The sequence below is a fragment of the Clostridium akagii DSM 12554 genome (assembly GCF_000686725.1).
Taxonomy (GTDB): domain Bacteria; phylum Bacillota; class Clostridia; order Clostridiales; family Clostridiaceae; genus Clostridium_I; species Clostridium_I akagii.
This window is the reverse complement of sequence record NZ_JMLK01000014.1, coordinates 67128-87306: the sequence shown is the minus strand read 5'-3', so window position 1 is coordinate 87306 and position 20179 is coordinate 67128. Positions and strand designations below refer to the sequence as shown.

22 protein-coding genes are annotated in these 20179 nt (G+C 31.2%); 18 read left to right on the top strand and 4 right to left on the bottom strand.

The features are described 5' to 3' along the window. Nucleotides 1-10: 10 nt before the first annotated feature. Together ureG and BR66_RS23465 are read left to right on the top strand one after the other, a co-directional pair. Nucleotides 11-619, top strand: coding sequence for an urease accessory protein UreG (gene ureG, locus BR66_RS0108735; protein ID WP_026882583.1), 609 nt, complete (start codon nucleotides 11-13; stop codon nucleotides 617-619). Continuing rightward, nucleotides 620-1399 (top strand): urease accessory protein UreD, encoded by a 780-nt coding sequence (locus BR66_RS23465; protein ID WP_051624155.1) that lies wholly within the window; start codon nucleotides 620-622, stop codon nucleotides 1397-1399. Between the two features lie 113 nt (nucleotides 1400-1512). On the opposite strand, the gene BR66_RS0108725 is transcribed toward BR66_RS23465, so the two are convergent. Then, the gene (locus BR66_RS0108725; RefSeq protein WP_026882582.1) at nucleotides 1513-3969 is read right to left on the bottom strand and encodes a DsrE/DsrF/DrsH-like family protein; all 2457 of its coding nucleotides are present in this window, start codon (nucleotides 3967-3969) and stop codon (nucleotides 1513-1515) included. An 11-nt stretch (nucleotides 3970-3980) separates the two neighbouring features. After that, on the bottom strand, nucleotides 3981-4259 hold the full coding sequence (locus BR66_RS0108720; protein WP_026882581.1) for an ArsR/SmtB family transcription factor: 279 nt from the start codon (nucleotides 4257-4259) through the stop codon (nucleotides 3981-3983). 236 nt (nucleotides 4260-4495) lie between these two features. On the opposite strand from BR66_RS0108720, the gene BR66_RS0108715 reads away from it, so the two are divergent. The 11 genes from BR66_RS0108715 to lacB all read left to right on the top strand — a co-directional run bounded on the left by BR66_RS0108715 (nucleotide 4496) and on the right by lacB (nucleotide 13080). Beyond that, complete coding sequence (locus BR66_RS0108715; protein WP_026882580.1) at nucleotides 4496-5293, top strand: ABC transporter substrate-binding protein; 798 nt, start codon at nucleotides 4496-4498, stop codon at nucleotides 5291-5293. Nucleotides 5294-5409: 116 nt separating this feature from the next. After that, nucleotides 5410-6201: an ABC transporter substrate-binding protein gene (locus BR66_RS0108710; protein WP_026882579.1), complete on the top strand. Its 792-nt coding sequence runs from the start codon at nucleotides 5410-5412 to the stop codon at nucleotides 6199-6201. Nucleotides 6202-6325: 124 nt separating this feature from the next. Further along, the gene (locus BR66_RS0108705) at nucleotides 6326-7114 is read left to right on the top strand and encodes an ABC transporter substrate-binding protein (RefSeq protein ID WP_026882578.1); all 789 of its coding nucleotides are present in this window, start codon (nucleotides 6326-6328) and stop codon (nucleotides 7112-7114) included. A 30-nt stretch (nucleotides 7115-7144) separates the two neighbouring features. Next, nucleotides 7145-7792 (top strand): amino acid ABC transporter permease, encoded by a 648-nt coding sequence (locus BR66_RS0108700; RefSeq protein WP_026882577.1) that lies wholly within the window; start codon nucleotides 7145-7147, stop codon nucleotides 7790-7792. A 12-nt stretch (nucleotides 7793-7804) separates the two neighbouring features. Beyond that, nucleotides 7805-8536 (top strand): amino acid ABC transporter ATP-binding protein, encoded by a 732-nt coding sequence (locus BR66_RS0108695; RefSeq protein WP_026882576.1) that lies wholly within the window; start codon nucleotides 7805-7807, stop codon nucleotides 8534-8536. Nucleotides 8537-8841: 305 nt separating this feature from the next. Next, nucleotides 8842-9348, top strand: coding sequence for a PTS sugar transporter subunit IIA (locus BR66_RS0108690; RefSeq protein WP_026882575.1), 507 nt, complete (start codon nucleotides 8842-8844; stop codon nucleotides 9346-9348). An 86-nt stretch (nucleotides 9349-9434) separates the two neighbouring features. Continuing rightward, nucleotides 9435-9740, top strand: coding sequence for a PTS sugar transporter subunit IIB (locus tag BR66_RS0108685; RefSeq protein ID WP_035795843.1), 306 nt, complete (start codon nucleotides 9435-9437; stop codon nucleotides 9738-9740). 75 nt (nucleotides 9741-9815) lie between these two features. After that, nucleotides 9816-11237, top strand: coding sequence for a PTS galactitol transporter subunit IIC (locus BR66_RS0108680; protein WP_026882573.1), 1422 nt, complete (start codon nucleotides 9816-9818; stop codon nucleotides 11235-11237). An 87-nt stretch (nucleotides 11238-11324) separates the two neighbouring features. Continuing rightward, nucleotides 11325-12080 (top strand): DeoR/GlpR family DNA-binding transcription regulator, encoded by a 756-nt coding sequence (locus BR66_RS0108675; protein WP_026882572.1) that lies wholly within the window; start codon nucleotides 11325-11327, stop codon nucleotides 12078-12080. 28 nt (nucleotides 12081-12108) lie between these two features. After that, complete coding sequence (gene lacA / locus BR66_RS0108670; protein ID WP_026882571.1) at nucleotides 12109-12537, top strand: galactose-6-phosphate isomerase subunit LacA; 429 nt, start codon at nucleotides 12109-12111, stop codon at nucleotides 12535-12537. 21 nt (nucleotides 12538-12558) lie between these two features. After that, nucleotides 12559-13080, top strand: a complete 522-nt coding sequence (lacB, locus tag BR66_RS0108665) for a galactose-6-phosphate isomerase subunit LacB (protein ID WP_026882570.1) — start codon at nucleotides 12559-12561, stop codon at nucleotides 13078-13080. A 73-nt stretch (nucleotides 13081-13153) separates the two neighbouring features. On the opposite strand, the gene BR66_RS25655 is transcribed toward lacB, so the two are convergent. Together BR66_RS25655 and BR66_RS0108655 are read right to left on the bottom strand one after the other, a co-directional pair. Next, nucleotides 13154-13312, bottom strand: coding sequence for a hypothetical protein (locus BR66_RS25655; RefSeq protein ID WP_156946264.1), 159 nt, complete (start codon nucleotides 13310-13312; stop codon nucleotides 13154-13156). A gap of 141 nt (nucleotides 13313-13453) precedes the next feature. Further along, a complete protein-coding gene (locus BR66_RS0108655; RefSeq protein WP_026882569.1) occupies nucleotides 13454-14053 on the bottom strand; it encodes a tyrosine-type recombinase/integrase in 600 nt (199 codons plus the stop codon). 287 nt (nucleotides 14054-14340) lie between these two features. On the opposite strand from BR66_RS0108655, the gene BR66_RS0108650 reads away from it, so the two are divergent. From BR66_RS0108650 to gmd, 5 genes are all read left to right on the top strand, one after another. Beyond that, the gene (locus BR66_RS0108650; protein WP_026882568.1) at nucleotides 14341-15642 is read left to right on the top strand and encodes a bifunctional diguanylate cyclase/phosphodiesterase; all 1302 of its coding nucleotides are present in this window, start codon (nucleotides 14341-14343) and stop codon (nucleotides 15640-15642) included. A 212-nt stretch (nucleotides 15643-15854) separates the two neighbouring features. Further along, on the top strand, nucleotides 15855-17099 hold the full coding sequence (locus tag BR66_RS0108645; RefSeq protein ID WP_026882567.1) for a glycosyltransferase family 39 protein: 1245 nt from the start codon (nucleotides 15855-15857) through the stop codon (nucleotides 17097-17099). A gap of 235 nt (nucleotides 17100-17334) precedes the next feature. Continuing rightward, the gene (locus tag BR66_RS0108640) at nucleotides 17335-18003 is read left to right on the top strand and encodes a sugar transferase (protein ID WP_026882566.1); all 669 of its coding nucleotides are present in this window, start codon (nucleotides 17335-17337) and stop codon (nucleotides 18001-18003) included. 13 nt (nucleotides 18004-18016) lie between these two features. Continuing rightward, nucleotides 18017-19066 carry a mannose-1-phosphate guanylyltransferase gene (locus tag BR66_RS0108635; RefSeq protein WP_026882565.1) on the top strand — a complete coding sequence of 350 codons (1050 nt, stop codon included), beginning with the start codon at nucleotides 18017-18019 and terminating at the stop codon, nucleotides 19064-19066. A gap of 24 nt (nucleotides 19067-19090) precedes the next feature. Then, complete coding sequence (gene gmd / locus BR66_RS0108630) at nucleotides 19091-20167, top strand: GDP-mannose 4,6-dehydratase (protein WP_026882564.1); 1077 nt, start codon at nucleotides 19091-19093, stop codon at nucleotides 20165-20167. The last annotated feature ends 12 nt before the right edge of the window (nucleotides 20168-20179 follow it).

The window sequence follows — 20179 nt, the reverse complement described above, 5'->3', positions numbered from 1 at the left end:
GGAGAAAACTATGAGTTATGTAAAAATTGGTATCGCAGGGCCCGTTGGTTCTGGAAAAACAGCTTTAATCGAAAGACTAACAAGAGTTATGAGTAAGGACTATAATATTGGTGTAATTACTAATGATATATACACAAAAGAAGATGCGGAATTCCTTGTAGCCAATAGTGTTTTGCCAAAGGAAAAAATAATTGGTGTTGAAACAGGTGGATGTCCTCACACAGCAATAAGAGAAGACGCTTCTATGAACCTTGAGGCAGTGGAGGAACTTACAAATAAATTTAAAGATATAGAAATTGTGTTTATAGAAAGCGGCGGAGATAACCTTTCTGCAACCTTTAGCCCAGAACTCGCAGATTCAACAATCTATGTAATTGATGTGGCGGAGGGGGACAAAATCCCTAGAAAAGGTGGACCTGGTGTTGTACGTTCAGATTTACTTGTAATAAATAAAATAGACTTAGCACCTTATGTTGGTGCAAATCTTGAAGTAATGGAACGGGACTCAAAAAAGATGAGAGGGGAAAGACCCTTTATATTTACGGATCTAAATGAAAAAATAGGACTAAATGAAGTTATTCAGTGGATTAAAACAAATGCTTTATTAGAAGGCCTCTAAATGGGTAAGGGTACTTTAAATTTAGAATTAAAGGTTAAAAACGGCAAGACTATAATCGGTGACTCTTATTTTACATCACCATTAAAAATTTTAAAGCCATTTTATAATGAAGATTACACTAAAATGAAATTATGCATTTTAAACGTATCTGCAGGAATTTTAGAAGGTGACCAATACCACATAAAAATAAATCTAGCAAAAGATTCGAATATCCACAGTTATTCTCAAGCTTACACAAAGATTTTCAAAATGAGGGGTGGGGTGGCCACTCAAAAACTAAGTGTTAATATGGAGGAAGGTAGCAATTTTTCATATATGCCAATGCCAACTATTCCATTTGTTGATTCGAATTTTATTTCAGGCATTGATATTAGACTAAAAAAACACTGCAAATTGATTCTAAGAGAAATAATATCTTGCGGCCGATACAAAAATAATGAAGTATTTGAATTTTTAAGTTTTAGTTCAAAGACTAAAGTGTACCTAGAGGATAAGCTCATCTTTATGGATAACACACTGCTAAGACCAAAGGAGCAAGAACTTACGGGTATAGGTTTTTATGAAAAATATAATCACCAGGCAAACATGATTATATTTAGTGAAAATATTTCGAAAAACTTAAAAGCAGATTTATTAAAGTTTTTAGGTGAACATGAAAATATTGAATTTGGTATAAGTGAAAGTTTCACTAGTGGAATGATAATAAGAATTCTAGGAACAAGTTCTGAGCAGCTGAGAAAAATCACGGATAAGGTAGAAACAATCAGCAATGGATTATGACCCACTTTATAAAATGAGGACAGCAAGGCTAAACACGTTCGGATGCTTCTCGGTAGACTCTTTCGCGTGGTTAGCCTTGCTTCTTCTCATAGTTCATTAAATGCTATCATAAATTAAATAAACAAGTTCACGTTAGCGTCTTCTGCTTCTCCAAGGTAATATCCAACCCCTGCAATTTTAACCCCATCAATAAGTTCTTCTTTTTTAATTCCCATAACATCCATGGACATTTGGCAGGCAACTATTTCTATGCCGCTGTCTACTGCGGAAGTTATTAAATCTTCTAAAGAGGAAATGTTATTGTTTTTCATAACCATTCGGATCATTTTGGAACCCATGCCCATCATATTCATCTTTGAAAGCTGTAATTTTTTACTGCCTCTAGGCATCATAAGTCCAAACATCTTACCAATAAAATTCTTTTTAACTTCAACTTTTTCAGGCTTTCTTAGTACATTAAGTCCCCAGAAAGTAAAGAACATAGTAACCTTTTTACCCATCGAAGCAGCACCATTTGCAATTATAAATGAGGCAATAGCCTTATCTAAATCCCCACTGAAAACTACCATTGTTTTATTGTCCTTCACAGTAGCTGAGTATAAATTATCTGCCTCATCTTGTGCTTTTTTTATAAACGCGCTTGTATTAGGACCTTGTCTTTCAATGTTTACCAAGGTATTTCCTGTTTTAGAGCACCAAGCTTTTATATCTTCATAAAATCCTGGGTCTGTAGCCATGACTTTAAGTATGTGTCCACCTTGAAGTTCGTCTATAGAAGCTTTAACCTGCATTAAAGGTCCAGGGCAACATAAACCACAAGCATCCAAAGTCTTATCAAAATTGTCTTTCTTTTCTGTGGTTACGGGACTTGCAAGGTCAAAAGCAACCTCTTTTTTAATAACATTATTATTAGGCTTGTAACCTAGAGTTGACATGGTTTTGTATCCACCAGTTAAGTTTTTTACATTAAAGCCATTTTGTCTAAGTATTCTCTCAGCTATATATCCACGAATTCCAACCTGACAATAAACTATAATCTCTTTTTCTTTAGGAAGATTATAAAAAGATCTACGCAAATTATCTACAGGCATGTTTATAGCGCCATCTAGGTGGCCATTTTCAAATTCAATGGTGGAACGAACGTCCACAAGAACACTGCCACTAAGATCATAATTTAAAAGCTCATTTGGAGTTATAACTTGACTTAATCCGCTAAGTACATTTTCTGCTGCAAAACCAGCCATGTTAACAGGATCTTTTGCAGAGGAAAAAGGTGGAGCATAACTAAGCTCAAGTTCAGTTAAATCATAAATAGTTCCTTTTAAACGCATAACTGAAGCTATAACATCAATTCTTTTATCAACGCCATCATAACCTATAGCCTGGGCACCTAAAATGTTTCCATTGTCATTAAAAATAAGTTTTATGGAAAGATTAAGAGACGCAGGGTAGTAGGATGCATGAGATGCAGGGTGAACGTAAATCACTTTATGCGGAATATCTAATTTATCTAAAGTTCGCTCATTGTTACCAGTACTTGCAGCGGTTAAATCAAAAACTTTAAGTATAGATGTACCTTGAGCACCATTAAACTGGCTAGCTTTACCACTAATATTGTCAGCTACAATTCTTCCCTGTTTATTAGCAGGACCAGCTAGAGCTACAGAAGTATTTTGACCGTTTACAAAATCAATTACTTCCACAGCATCGCCCACTGCATATATATTATCAATATTTGTCTTCATATTTTTATTTACTAGTATGTGTCCACGTTTTCCAAAGTCTATACCGCTATTTTTTATAAAGGCGGTATCGGGAGTAACACCTATGGATAATATAATAAGATCAGCGTTTAATTTTAAGCCGCTGGAAAGAGTTATTTCAGTATCTTTTGCATTATCCTTTGCATTATCCTTAAAGGATTTAACTCCATCGCCTAAAATTAGATTTACGCCGTTAGTCTCCATCTCTTTTTCAGCAATTACTGACATATCAGAATCAAAAGGGGCTAAAATGTGATTGGCTGCTTCAACAAGAGTAACATCAATTCCTTTTTCCTTTAAATTTTCTGCCATCTCTATTCCGATAAAGCCGCCACCAATAATTACAGCAGTTTTTATATCCTCTGAATCTACTGCTTTTTTTATCCTATCTGTATCAGGAATATTTTTTAGTGTCATAATGCGTTTACTTTCAATACCTTCAATGGGTGGTTTCATTGGTTTTGCTCCAGGGGATAGTACAAGATAATCATAAGTTTCCTTGTATGTATCTCCATTTTTATTTTTTATATTTACAACACAGTTTTTTGCATCAACTTCTAAAACTTCATTGTTTATTCTTACATCTAAATTAAATCTTTCCATCATACTTTCAGGAGTTTGAACAATTAATTTTTCTCTTTGTTTAATTTTATTACCAATATAATAAGGTAAACCACAGTTAGCGAAAGATATATAATCACCTTTTTCAAGCATTATTATTTCTGCATTATCATCAAGTCTTCTTAGCCTTGCAGCAGTAGAAGCACCACCAGCCACGCCACCTACAATAATTATTTTTTTTGCCATAAAAATCACTCCTAATCTAACATATTTTTAATAAAAGCTATAACCCGCTCGTCACAGACTTTATAGTTCATTTCAAGACCATTACGTTTTCCTTCAATAACACCAGCAGATTTAAGTTTTTGCAGATGCTGAGAAACTGTTGATTGTGGAATGTTAAGGCATTCCTGCATATGGCTAACATTACAGCCACCGTTTTCAATTAATCCATTTACTATGCAAAGCCGCACTGGATGAGCCAGTACTTTTAGTAGTTCAGCAGTTTCAGTGTATTTTGAATAATTTGTATCCATATCCATGTAGATCACAATCCTTTTATTTAAATCATAATATTACTATATTCAAATAATACGATATAGTTCTGCATTTGTCAATTATCTATAGTTAAAACATTAACTTGAATCTTGTCACTGTTTTTAATCGCTTGCTATTTATAAGAAAATTATGTACAATAACAATGCTACGCTTTAATGCGTTAACAAGATAAAGTGTTTATATATTTATACATTATAGAAGAAGGAGCGTCAAAATGAAAAAAATATTAACAATGGCAGTTATATTAACAGTAAGTGTATTCATGTTTGTTGGATGCGTGGGAAGTGGATCAGAAGCAGGTGTTGATACCTCACTGACAAAGGTGAAAAGTGCAGGAATCATTTCCATAGGCATAGATGATACGTATCCTCCAATGGAATTTAAGGATAGTACAAACACAATAAAGGGTTTTGATATAGATATGGCAAATGCTGTAGGTAAAAAAATGGGTGTTAAAGTTAAATATGTGCCAACAACTTTAGATGGTATATTTTTAGCTCTTAACTCTAAAAAATTTGATGCAGTACAATCTAGTATAAGTATTACGGGTGAAAGAAAAAAGACTATGATTTTCACAAAACCATATATATATGGGGGAAATGCAGTATTTGTAAGGACAAAAGATAATGCAATAAGTAGCGAAAAAGATTTGAATGGAAAAATTTTAGGAATAGAGATAGGCTCAACTTCACAGGAAGTCCTAAATAAAATAAGTGGAATTAAGGAAATTAAAAAATATAATTCAACTACAGAAGCGTTTATGGATCTTAAAACTGGTAGAGTAGATGGTGTTGTATCAGATCCTCAAGTTGGAGATTATTATATTTCTGATAAGAAGAGTGATTTTAAGAGATCAAAAACAATGTTAAATCAAGAGCCTATTGGAGCTTGTTTTAGAAAATCTGATATAGCTTTGCGTGATGCATACCAAAAAGCAATTGACCAACTTAAAGCAGATGGCACACTTTCAAAATTATCTATCAAATGGTTTGCACAAGACCTTTATAATTAATGAAATAATATGTTATGAGAAAAATATTTATTGAATTGATAATTAAACAGTTGATTTATTGACAATATCTATATATAATAGGATTAATATGTTGATTAATAAAAAGGGGTGTCTATATGAAAAAAATAATAAGTTTAGTAACTATATTAACAATAGGGGTATTTGTATTTGTTGGGTGCGGTAAAAGCAGTACTACTGATGGATCTTTAACAAAGGTTAAAGATGCAGGAACTATTACCATAGGAATTGATGATACCTATCCGCCAATGGAGTTTAAGGATAGCGCAAACAAGATCAAAGGCTTCGATATAGATATGGCAAATGATATAGGTAAAAAAATGGGTGTGAAAGTTAAATATGTACCAACTTCTTGGGATGGTATATTTTTAGCACTTAAAGCCAAAAAGTTCGATCTTATACAGTCTAGTGTGAGCATTACAGACAAAAGAAAAGAAACGATGATATTCACAACACCATATATATACGGTGGAAATGCTATATTTGTAAAAACTTCTAATAACGATATAAATGGTGAAAAAGATTTGAATGGTAAAACTTTAGGTATTGAAATGGGAACAACTGCACAGGATGTGTTAGCTAAAATAACTGGAATTAAGGAAGTAAAAAAATATAATGCTATGACAGAAGCGTTTATGGATCTTAAAACTGGAAGAATAGATGCAGTTGTATCTGATCCACAAGTTGGAGATTACTATATCTCAGATAAAAAAAGTGACTTTAAGCAAGTTAAGTCAATGTTAAATCAGGAGCCAATTGGGGCTGCTTTTAGAAAATCCGATGTTGCGTTAAGAGATGAGTATCAAAAAGCAATGGATGAACTTAAAAAAGATGGAACACTTTCAAAAATATCCATAAAATGGTTTGGAAATGACATATACAAAAAATAGTGTCACTTTTTATCGCCCTCTTGTTATTTTCGTGAAATTTATGTATAATTATAATGTTAATCATGAAAATAATAAATATTTATACATGAAATTTTATATGTTGACAAATAAAGGGGCGACTTAAGTGAAAAAGATATTAACGATAATAACTATACTAGCAGTAAGTGTAAGTTTGTTTGTTGGATGCACTAAAACAAGCACAGCAGATGATTCTTTAACTAAAGTGAAAAAAGCAGGAACTATTACAGTAGGTCTTGATGATTCGTATCCTCCAATGGAATTTAAGGATAGTACAAATATAATCAAAGGTTTCGATATAGACATGATAAATGATATAGGTAAAAAGATGGGACTTAAAGTTAAAATTGTTCCCACTGCCTGGGATGGTATATTTTTAGCACTTAAAGCTAATAAATTTGATGTAATTCAGTCAACTGTAAGTATTACAGATGAAAGAAAACAAACAATGATTTTCACAAAACCATACATTTATGGTGGAAATGCTATATTTGTAAGAACTAACTATAGTGCAATAAATAGTGACAAAGATTTGGATGGAAAAACTGTAGGTATTCAGATGGGAACAACTGCACAAGGCGTTTTGAGTAAGCTTACTGGAATTAAAGAAGTTAAAAAATACAATAGTATGACAGAGGCTTTTCTAGATCTTAAAGCTGGAAGAATAGAAGCTGTTGTATCAGATCCACAAGTTGGAGACTACTATATTGCAGATAAAAAAAGTGACTTTAAGAGAGTTAAATCAATGCTAAACCAAGAACCCGTTGGCATTGGTTTCAGAAAAACTGATGTAGCATTAAGAGATGCTTATCAAAAAGCAATTGATGAACTAAAAAAAGATGGAACACTTTCTAAACTATCAATAAAATGGTTTGGACATGACATTTACAAATAACGTATGGGCTGGAAAGGGGTTTTTGTAATAATGGATTTAAGTAATTTAAAGAGCATACTACCTATGTTATTGCAAGGTTGTGTTTTAACACTACAACTTACGGTTTTATCCATAGTTTTTGGAACTATCATAGGTATTATTATAGCTATGATGAAACTTTCAGATAATAAGATAACATCATCTATAGGTAATTTTTATACATGGGTATTTAGAGGAACACCTCTTTTGCTTCAATTATTCATATTTTATTATGGATTTCCTGCAATTGGCGTAGAACTTACAGCTTTTAGTGCGGCAGTTATTGGACTTAGTGTAAATGCAGGTGCTTATATGGCTGAAATAATAAGAGGAGGTATTTTAGCTGTAGATAATGGACAATTTGAAGCTTCAAAAGCTTTGGGTTTCACTTATGGTCAAACTATGAAGCAGATAATACTTCCTCAAGCTTTTAGAGTTGTAATCCCACCAGTTGGAAATCAATTCATAAGCATGATAAAGGATACATCACTTGTTTCTTCCTTAACTTTAGCAGAACTTCTTCGTAACGCAACAGATTTGGGATCATCATCAGGCAATCCTTGGCCTCCGTATATTGTAGCAGCAATACTATATCTATTGATGACCACTGTATTTACTTCTATTTTCGGTGTTGTTGAAAAGAAATTATCAGTATATTAAGGAGATTTATTTATGAATATGATTGAGGTAAAAGGATTATCTAAAAGTTTTGGAGATTTATTAGTGTTTGAAAACTTAGATGTAGAAGTAAAAAAAGGAGAAGTACTTGTAATAATTGGCCCTTCAGGTTCGGGTAAAAGTACTTTCTTAAGATGTCTAAACAATCTAGAAGTTCCAACCGGTGGAACTGTTATTATAGAGGGCGAAGTACTAGACTTTAAAGATAAAAAACATGTAAGAGATGCAATAGAGAAAATGGGAATGGTATTTCAGAATTTTAACCTATTTCCACATATGACAGTTCTGCAAAACGTTATGGAAGCTCCACTAATAGTAAAAAAACAAAATAGAGCTGAAGTTGAAAAGAAGGCTAAAAAGCTAATTGAAAAGGTTGGTCTTGGCGAAAAGTATGATGCTTACCCTTCGAAGCTTTCTGGTGGTCAAAAACAGAGAGTAGCTATTGCAAGAGCATTATGTATGGAACCAGATATAATGCTCTTTGATGAACCAACTTCAGCACTTGATCCAGAACTTGTGGGAGAAGTTTTAAGTGTTATGAAAGATCTTGCAAAAGATGGAATGACAATGATAGTTGTAACACATGAAATGGGATTTGCAAAAGAAGTAGCAGATAAAGTTATATTTATGGATGGTGGTAAAATAGTGGAAGATGGAAAACCAGAAGATATTTTTACCGCACCAAAAGAGGAACGAACTAAGGCATTTTTAGAAAAAGTACTTTAGGTATCTCAAAAAAACAAGTCAAAGATTCTTTGGAATACTTAAACATATATTAAAAGTTTTAATAAAAAAGCAGTTATCACTAAGAGCCATTGAAGTTAAATGGCAACTTAAGGATAACTGCTTTTTTTATTGTTAATAGAATCAAACAAAATGAAACAAAATATTATATTCAAATAACACAATACACTATTGACAACGTTTAAACATGATGATATTATAACATTATAGAACAAATAGAAACAAACAAGAACAAAGAAAAACAAAATTTATATTATAGTAAGTAAGGGTTTGGGGGATGATAGTATATGGCTGGTGGTGTTTTTAAACTTATTAAAAAAGAACTAATTTTTATTGAACAGGGTAAAACGAGTACAGAAGTATTTAATTCAGTAGGAAAAAAATTATTGAAACTAGGGTTAGTTACAGAAAATTTTGTAGATGAAATAATAAAAAGAGAAAGGGAATATCCAACAGGAATAGATATGACTGTTGTGGATGAAAAACTTCCTAGTATAGCTATACCACATACTGAAACTGAATATTGCAAATGCAAGAATGTTGTTATTGTTAAACTAAAGAATGGTGTGGAATTTAAAAATATGATATCACCTGAAGAAAATTTGATCGTAAATATGCTCTTTATAATATTAAACAATGATAAAGAAAATCAGACAGGCATTCTAGCAGACATAATGGATTATGTGACTATCAAGGAAAATTTAGAAAATCTAGTTAAATGTAATGGTGAAGATGATATCTATCACCGGCTAGCTAATAAAAATATAAAATCTTGTGAAAAACAATGTAGTTAAAAAAATAATATAGCTTAAATGAAAAGGATTTCTAAAATTAAATTATATTATTTTAAATATAAAAAAATAAAAATGGAGGGTTTATTATGATTAAAATTTTAGCAGCATGCGGCGCAGGTGTAAATTCAAGTCATCAAATAAAAGATGCCATTGAGACAGAAATGAAAAAAAGAGGTTATACAGTTAAAGCTGATGCAGTAATGATAAAAGACATAAATGAAGATATGGTAGGACAATATGACATTTTCACACCAATTTCAAAACCAAAACTTTCATTTGAAGTTAAAATACCAATAGTTGAAGCAGGACCTATATTATACAGAATACCTAGCATGGCAGAACCTGTTTATGATGAGGTTGAAAAAGTAATTAAAAAATTCAACCTGAAGTAATATTTAAAACCATAGCAGTAAATCATTGCAGCAAACTTTAGATTAAAATTCTAGAGAATTAAGAGGGGGATAAAAATGAGTGAAATTGTAAATTTAGCCAATGACATATTCCAGCCACTTATAAAGTTAGGTGCACCAGCAATGATGTTTATTGTATTAACATTGCTTGCCATTGCCATGAGGGTAAAGGTATCAAAGGCCATTGAAGGTGGATTAAAACTGGCTATTGCACTTACCGCAATTGGACAGATAATTAATTTGCTAACAAGCAACTTTTCTGTTGCGCTTCAGGCCTTCGTAAAATCCACGGGCATTCATCTTTCTATAACAGATCTTGGATGGGCGCCAGTAGCAACCATAACTTGGGGTTCAATGTATACCCTGTTCTTCTTACTTATACTTGTAATTCTAAATGTAATAATGCTTGCCATTAACAAAACAGATACATTGGATGTAGATATATTTGATGTTTGGCATCCAGCATTTTGCGGAATACTAATATTATATTATTCACATAACAATTTGTTATTAGCAACTTGTTTTGTAATCATACTTGGAACATTAAAGCTAATGAACTCAGATTTAATGAAACCAACCTTTAATGATTTACTAGACATGCCTGATTCAAACCCTACAACAACTACGCATTTAAATTATATGATGAATCCAATAATAATGGTATTTGATAGGATCTTTGACAAATGTTTTTCTTTTCTTGATAAATATGATTTTGATGCAGCAACTTTAAATAACAGAATTGGATTTTGGGGCAGTAAGTTTGCTATTGGTGCTTATTTAGGAGTGTTTATAGGAGTACTTGGACGTCAGACAGTTGTTCAGATATTTACATTAGCATTTATAGGTGCTACATGTCTTGAGCTGTTCTCGTTTATTGGGTCTTGGTTTATATCAGCAGTTGAACCATTATCACAAGGTATTACAAATTTTTTAAGTAAAAGACTTAAAGGTAGAAAGTTCAACATAGGTATTGACTGGCCATTTATTGCAGGTAGAGCAGAAATATGGGCTGTTGCTAACATAATGGCACCTGTACTTATAGTTGTAGCATTGATTTTACCAGGAAACGGCATTTTACCACTTGGAGGAATAATAGCAATGGGTATTACTCCAGCGCTACTTGTAGTAACTAGAGGAAAAATGATAAGAATGATTATAATAGGAGTATTTGAAATCCCAATATTCTTATGGGCAGGTACAGCGATTGCACCTTGTGTTACAGCTCTTGCAAAAACCATTGGAGCATTTCCAAAAGGAGTTGCAACAGGTACATTAATTTCACATTCAACTTGTGAAGGTCCTGTTGAAAAGTATTTATCCATATTAATAGGTAAGTTTGGTGGAAATCCAAGTTTACAAAGTGGCGCAATTGTAGTTTTAGCACTAGTAGCATATTTACTATTATTCTTCTGGTATGCTAAACAAATGCAAAAACGTAATGCAGAATATGCAAGAATCGCAAAACTAGCTGATAAATAGTAAAAAATCATTAAACTAACAATAATCTATGATATCATTTGTATAATACATGCATAGCACAATGCATAAACACAGGAGGTAACGATTATGCTAAAAGAAGAGAGAATGGAAAAAATAGTAAGCATGTTCAATACAAATGATATTATAAAAATATCGGATATAAAAGACGCTTTAGCAGTAACAGAAATGACTGTAAGACGAGATTTAAAGGTTTTAGAAGAAAAGGGTCTACTAACTAGGATTTATGGAGGAGCAAAAAGAAATAAAACTGTAACACTTAATGAATTATCCAGTAATGAAAAAAGGGGTATTCATATTGAAGAAAAAAAATATATTGCAGAGATTGCGGCAAAACTTGTTAAGGATAATGACATAATTTATATTGGTCCAGGAACAACAAATGAGCTTATATATGATTACCTTAACGTATCCTATGCCAAGATAATAACTAACTCCATGCCAGTATTTCTAAAATTTAAAGATGATAGTCGATATGAAGTCATATTAATTGGAGGCCAGTATAGGTCAAGAACTGACGTATTTGTAGGCAATTTCACAAATATACTCCTGGAAAAACTCAGGGTAAAGATGGCCTTTGTAGGTACAAATGGTATATATAAGAATAATGTAACAACTTCAAGCGAAGAAGAGGGCGTGTGCCAAAAGATAATACTAGATAATGCAGCTAAAAGATATATCCTTCTAGACAGCAGTAAAATAGACAAAGAAGACTTCTTCTGCTTCTATGATCTTAGAAATGTCACAGCTGTGATTACAGACAATAAAATGGACAGCCAAATAAAAAGGGAATATGAAAAGATAGTTAAAGTAATTAATAACTAGTTAAAAAATGCAGAAGGGAGAATAAAACATGAAAATACTAATAGGATCAGATGACAATGGCTTTGAATTAAAGGAGTATTTAAAAAAACACATAGAAAGACAGGGGCATGAAGTTATAGATAAAACTCCAAGCAGAGGATTAGATTTCGTGGATTCCACACATTTAGTTGCTAGTGGAATTTTAAATAAAGAAGCGGACAGAGGAATAGTTATAGATGAATATGGTGCTGGCTCATTTATGGTAGCAAGTAAACATAAAGGCATAACCTGCGCAGAAGTTTCAGATGAACATTCATCTAAAATGACAAGAAGTCATAACAATGCAAATATAATAGCAATAGGTTCAGGAATTGTTGGCAGGAAACTTGCAGAAGGCATTGTAGATGCTTATATAAATGAAGAATATGCAGGTGGAAGACATCAGATAAGAGTAGATATGTTAAACAAAATGCTTTAAATTTTAAGGGAGGTAGTAAAAATGATAATATCAATTGGTTGTGACCATATTGTTCCAGATATAAAAATGAGGATTTCAGCGTATTTAAAGTCAAAGGGGCACACAGTTATTGATAACGGAACCTATGATTTTGTACGTACTCATTATCCTATCTTTGGTAAAAAGGCTGCTGAGAAAGTTGCAAGCAAAGAAGCGGATCTTGGAGTATTACTTTGCGGAACGGGAGTTGGAATTAGTTCTAGTGCGAATAAGGTTAAAGGCATAAGAGCGGCACTTGTACGAGATGTTTCAACGGCAAAATATGCAAAAGAATATTTAAATGCCAATGTTATTGCGGTAGGTGGCAGAATAACTGGAATTGGTCTTATTGAAAATATAATAGATGCTTTTTTAGATGCAAAATATATAAAGACACCTGAAAATGAAAAAATAATTAAAAAAATTGATTCATTAATTGTAAATGATAAAGATCAATTTGGAAATGAACACTTCTTTGATGAATTTATAGAAAAATGGGACAAGGGTGGATATCCAAAAGAATAAGATAAGTATAGAAATAGAGAAGTTTTTGCTTCTCTATTTTACTTATACTAAAAAATATTAAACGTTTACAGGATCATTTTATATTTTTTAAAAAATCTATTTTTGACGCCACCTGTTGTTTATATTCTTTTTCATCTAATAATCCATTTTTCTTAAGTTTAGTTAATAGACCAATCATTTCTAGGCAAAGGTATTTTAAGTTATGTTCATAATTGTTAATATCATTATCCATAAAATATTCCTCCCAAAAAATAAGTGTAACAGATATAACTAAATTATCATATTTATATAATAACATAATGATACAAAAAAGTAAATAAACAGTTACCTACTTTTTGTATATTATCTTATTTTAGTTATACTTGAAGAAAAATTATACTAATTCGCTACTACATGCAAGCTTTGCATACATAGTTTCCTGCTGTTTTGTTGTGAATTGAAAATAAACTTCGGTATTTGAAACGGATTTATGGCCAAGCCACCACTGAAGTTCTTTTATGTCCATATCAGACTCTGCTAGATGAACAGCAGTAGTATGCTTAAGTGCATGAAAATGGTGCTTACTCCTATCTTCAATTTTAGCAAGAGAACAATATTTTTTCATTAGATAATCTAAGGTTTGTCTTGAGATAGGGTTATTCTTCTGACTTTGAAATATATACCGCTGAGAAATTCCTAAAGCGCTCTCTGATAAATACGTATCCAAAGCTATTTTGGTCTTTTCATCTAATCGTATTGTGTTATTATTACTGCCCTTAAGTCTTTTGCAGTACATATCTCCACGTATGGTATTGTAGTCATCAATATTTAACATACCAATTTCAGAAGCCCTAAGACCGCATCTGTAGGCAACTCTAAATAGTGCTAAGTCTCTTATTGAATGACAACTTTCATAATTGATAATTGCATTAAATAATCTAGTAGTTTCATTTTGAGTTAAATATTTTATTTTATTATTACCTGAATTAGACATAACTACCATCCTTTTATTAAACTGTACAATATAAATATTTTGTTTAGTTTATTATAACATAATATTGATATTAAACCAAATATTAAATATTATTTCGTGAAAATTATAGTATATTATGTATTAATTTAATATATAATCATCATATACAGATTATTTCTTCTGGAAATCTCGTTATTATTATAATAAAAATAAAATTGTGATATAAATCAGAACAATATATTTATATTGTTCTGATTTTGCTTTTATTAAGTAAAATGGCCTAAAATACGACCTAAGAGGTGGATGATTTGGAATTTTCATGTACAAATGTAACTGATATTAGAGAAGTTTACAATATTAACTATTCCGTAAGGTTATATAAAAAGTTGATAAATGAATCTAATAGGCAAAGAGATCCTTTTGCAGTTTGTCTTATAGATATTAGTAATTTTAAAAATTATAATTATATTTATGGATATGAGTTTGGAAATTTAATATTAGATATGGTTTTTAGAAAAATAAAAATGTACACAGATAAAAATGGATACGTATGTCGTTATGGTGGAAATGTATTTTTAGTTATTTTGGACAAAGTATCTAGCAGAGATGAAGTTATAAAAATAGTAACCAATATAGAGATGGCATTAAAAAATACTTGTTTTGTTGAAGACGTCGGAACAAAAATATTAGTAAATATAGGCATATCAATATATCCCAGTGACAGTGAAAATGTAGAAAATATACTTCAATGTGCTGAAATGTCACTAAATTATTCAAAAAGAATGGACGTTTATAGTCACTGCTTTTTTAATGAAAAAATGCATAAATCAGTTATAAAAGCGGCGGGAATACATCTAGATCTTATGAATTCTGTGTATGAAGATGAGTTTATGGCGTATTATCAGCCAGAATATGATGCTAAAACAATGAAAATAGTTGGAGCAGAAGCATTAATCAGATGGGATACTGCAAGTTTAGGAACTATGCCAGGTAAAGATTTTATAAACATAGCTTTGAAAAATGGTTCAATAAAGGATATTGGAAGAGTTTTAATTAAAAAAGTATGTACACAACTTAAAGAGATACAAAAAGCTGGAAATGGTAATATGACAATATCAATAAATATGTCAGAAAAACAGTTAATTGAAAAGAATTTTCTCAGCTTTATTAATGAGGTATTACTGGAAAACGATATTCGTCCTAGTAGCATAATAATAGAACTTCCAGAGAAAATGTTAACTAGGATAGACGAGCGAACTATTAGGGTTATTGCAGCACTTAGGCGTAGTGGAATAAAAATATTTTTAGATGATTTTGGAGCTAAATATTCATCCATAAATCATTTGTTCAACATTCCTATAGACGGAATAAAAATTGATTCAGCAATTATAAATACATTAGGCAAAGATGAAAGAAGTAAAGTTGTATTCAAAAATATAATGAACATGGCAAATGAACTTGGAATAGAAGTTAGGGCTAAAGGAATACAAAGAAAGTCTCATATAAAATATTTTCAAAAGATGGGTTGCAAAAGGCTTCAAGGATGTATTTTATCAAAAGTTTTAGATGAACAAGAATTAATAAAAATATTGCAAGGGGAAAAAATATAAGTTACTTCGCATATGCGAAGTAACTTATATTTTTTTTCCATTAGGTTAAACACAAAAATAAAAAGCGTTTGCTGTTTTAAATTAAAATAGTATATAATTATAGAGGATAATTTGGAATAAGGAGATAGGTAAAAAAAGTGCTATATAATAGGAAGAAATTTTTTAAAAAAAGTTTAGTGGAAAATTAAAGTTTAATGTAAGGGGGATAAATTATGAAGAAGCTAAGAGCAAATTATTATAAAATAATCACAGTAGTGGGGATTTTATTGTCAATACTGTGGATTGTTTTTGTTAACACAAAGCCTTACTCGGATTTTAGCTATTATAATTCTGTGGCGAGGCAGGTGGCTAGCGGTGGACAATGGGGAGATACGTATACCTCAGTTGGATACTCAATAGTCTTAGGTTTTATATATAAGCTATTTGGAAGCAGTATTATGGTAGCTAAAATCTTTAATGTAGTATTAACAACTTTAAGTTATTTGTTGTTGTACAAAATCCTTAAGGGTATAGAAAAAATAAGTGAGGGAAGAAAAAAATTAATATATACCTTGTTTGTTTTGTTCCCAAGTAATATATTTTACAATAGTCTACTGGGCACAGAAATAATATTTACTACTGTATTTTTGCTCATAACACTGGTGTATTTTAGTGAATTAAAATATAAATACATTTTAATAGGTATTTTAACCGGATTCAACGCAATGATAAAACCGTTTTTTCTTGTGATATTTTTCGCTATATTTTTAGTAGAGTTAATGTCAAAACGAAAATTAGGAAATGCAATTAAAAATGCGGTAATAATTTTAATTTTGAGCCTAATTGTGGTGGCACCTTGGTGTTATAGAAATACTAAACTTATAGGTGAACCTACTTTTATTTCTAATAATGGTGGAATAGTATTATACATAAATAATAACTCACAAAATAAACTTGGACGATGGATGGCAGCTTCAGATGTGGAAAATTCCATAATAAAAAAACAAGAATATAAAGCATCGAACTCCACTCAGAAAAACAAAATGTTAAGCGCCGCTGCAAAAAAATGGATAGTCAGTCATCCAGCACAGTTTGTTAAGTTAGGTTTTAAAAGACTAGTTAATACATATCTTGTTCCAGACGATATTAGTTTTACCTACAATGAGGCAGGGCTCAGTAGTGGGGCTGAAAATATTTTATTGTCCATCTATTCATTGATAAAATATATAATTACCATTCCAGCTATAATAATAATGCTTATACTTAGTGTAAAAGTTATTTTGGATTTGATTAAGAAAAGGAAAATAGAAAGCTTTAAGCTCTATGGACTTATATGTTTTTATATGTTTTGTTGCACTTATTTTGTCACAGAAGGTCAAGGAAGATATTCGTTTCCCATTATATTTATAATGATATACTTCTTTACCTTTATATTTTATAGAAATGGCTTTTTTAATGATGAAAACTTGATAGGATAGGGTAAATGTTTAAAAGGTTAAAAGGTTAAAAATTGGATAATCACAAATACTTAAAATAATTATTTAATAAAATGCTTGACAAAAATGGATATTAAAAGGGAATAAATTGAAATAGCTGTAACAATTTATTGAAATTAAGCTTTCATCATAGTATAATCAATGTGTAAATAAATGATAGATTAATGTAAATAAATATGATGTTTTAAGGGGAAATACGCTTTAGGGGGAATCTATATTGCAAAATGTGCAGGTGGGTGAAGAAACATCAGAAGTACAACGAGAAGATAAATATACAAAAAGTTTATCTTATTATTTTATAAAAAGAACTATGGATATATTTTTCTCGTTAATAGGAATAATTTTATTAAGTCCAATATTTATAATTGTTTGTATTTTAATAAGAATAGATTCTAAGGGTCCAATATTATTCTCTCAAGAACGTGTAGGTAAGGGTGGAAAACATTTTAAAATGTATAAATTTAGATCCATGATAGTTAATGCAGAAGAATTACTTGATAAACTAAAGGATAATAATGAAATGTCAGGTCCGATGTTTAAAATGCGGGAGGACCCTAGAATAACTAAAATAGGTAGATTTATAAGAAAGACAAGCATTGATGAGTTACCGCAACTTTTTAATGTACTAAAGGGACAAATGTCTCTGGTAGGGCCAAGACCAAATTTACCGTCAGAAGTGGCTCAATTTCATGATTACCATAGGATAAAGCTTTTAGCAAAACCAGGGCTTACATGTTACTGGCAAGTTATGGGGAGAAATGAAATTGGTTTTGAAGAATGGATGAAGCTAGATGTAAAATACATAGAAGAAAGAAATACACTCATCGACATAAAATTAATATGGAAAACTTTTTTCGTATTATTTGGAGATGAAAATGCAAGGTAGGGGGCGACTATAAATGTTATGTGCACTAATAATGGCTGGTGGAAAAGGCGAAAGATTTTGGCCGCTTTCAACAGACGAAAAGCCAAAGCAATTTTTAAAGCTTTTAGGTGAAGAAACAATGATTCAAATGACAGTTAATAGACTTAAAGAATTAATGCCCATAGAAAGAATATTTGTTGTTACAGGAGAGAGATACATAGATTTAGTTAAGCAGCAATTACCTAAATTACCTTTAAGAAACATAATAGCCGAACCAGTTGGAAAAAATACAGCACCTTGCATAGCTTTGTCAGCATTTATAATAAAAAAATATTATGAGGATGCAACCATAGCAGTATTACCTTCAGATCATCTTATAAGAAATGAAGATGAATTCCGGAAGGTTATTGTTGCTGCTGATTGTTTTATTGATGATAATAAAGATGCTATTATAACTTTAGGCATGAAACCAGATAGGGCTGAAACTGGGTACGGTTACATAAAAGCTAACAAAAGTTGCTGCATTGTTAATGGATTAAAGATAAAAAATGTGGATATGTTTGTGGAAAAACCAAATGCAGAGAAAGCAGAGGGATATCTAAACGATGGGGATTTCCTTTGGAATGGTGGAATGTTTGTTTGGAAAGCTGAAAATATTTTAAGGCTTACAGAAAAGCATATGAAAAAAACATATGAAATTCTTAGGGAAATAGCATGCACAACTGAAGAGCAATATGAAGAAAAATTAAAAAAAGATTATAATTTAGTTGATAGTGTGTCCATTGATTATGCTATAATGGAAAAATCAGAAAATATCTATGTTATTCCTAGCGAATTTGGCTGGGATGATGTGGGAACATGGTATTCTGTAGAACGCTACAGAGATAAAGATGAAAACAATAATGTTTGTATTGGTAATATCATCAATATAAACAGTAAAAATAATATTATTATAGGCAGAAACAAACCAGTTATAATATCAGGTCTTGATGACATATTTGTGGTAGAAAGTGATGATGTTATTTTAATTGGTAAAAAAGAAGATATAAAAGATATAAAGAATATAAAAAATAATTTTATATAATTGAAAGATGGAAAGGTGGATATAATTTTGAAAAAGGCATTAATAACTGGAATAACTGGACAAGATGGATCATATTTAACGGAGTTTTTATTAGAAAAAGGATATGAGGTTCATGGAATAATAAGAAGATCAAGTAGTTTTAATACAAAGAGAATAGATTATTTGTTTGAAGATCCAGAAATAGGGAACAAAAGGCTATTTCTTCATCACGGAGATTTAACTGATTCAAGTAATTTGAATAGAATAATTGAGAAAGTTAAGCCAGATGAAATATATAATTTAGCGGCACAAAGTCACGTACAGGTTTCTTTTGAGGTTCCTGAATATACTGCGGAAACAGATGGAATAGGAACCCTTAGAATACTTGATGCTATAAAAGAAAGCGGATTAAAATGTAAATTTTATCAAGCATCAACTTCGGAACTTTTTGGAGGACTTCCAGGAACTGCACCACAAAGTGAAAAAACACCATTCTATCCTAAAAGCCCATATGGAGTAGCAAAGTTATATTCATATTGGATAACTGTAAACTACAGAGAATCATATGATTTATTTGCTTGTAATGGAATATTATTTAATCATGAATCTCCAAGAAGAGGAGAAACATTTGTTACTAGAAAAATCACTAGAGCTATTGCTAGCATAATTGCAGGAAAGCAAGAAACACTATCACTTGGAAATATGGATTCTAAAAGAGATTGGGGATTTGCAGGAGATTACATAAAAGCTATGTGGCTAATACTACAACAGGACAAACCACAGGATTTTGTTATAGCAACAAATGAAACTCATACGGTAAGAGAATTCGTGGAACTTTCATTTAAAGAAGTTGGAATAGAAATTGAATGGAAAGGAATAGGCGCAGATGAAAAAGGATACGACAAAGCTACTGGAAAAGTGCTTGTTGATATAAATCCTAAATACTTTAGACTAGCAGAAGTTGAACTATTATGGGGAGATTCAACAAAGGCCGAAAAAGAGCTTGGATGGGTTAGAGATGTTGATTTTCTTTCACTTGTTAAAATGATGGTTGATGGAGATATGAAGGAAATTGCAGGAATGACAACAGAACAATATCTTGAAGCAGCTACTTCAAAATAATTTATAAAACTA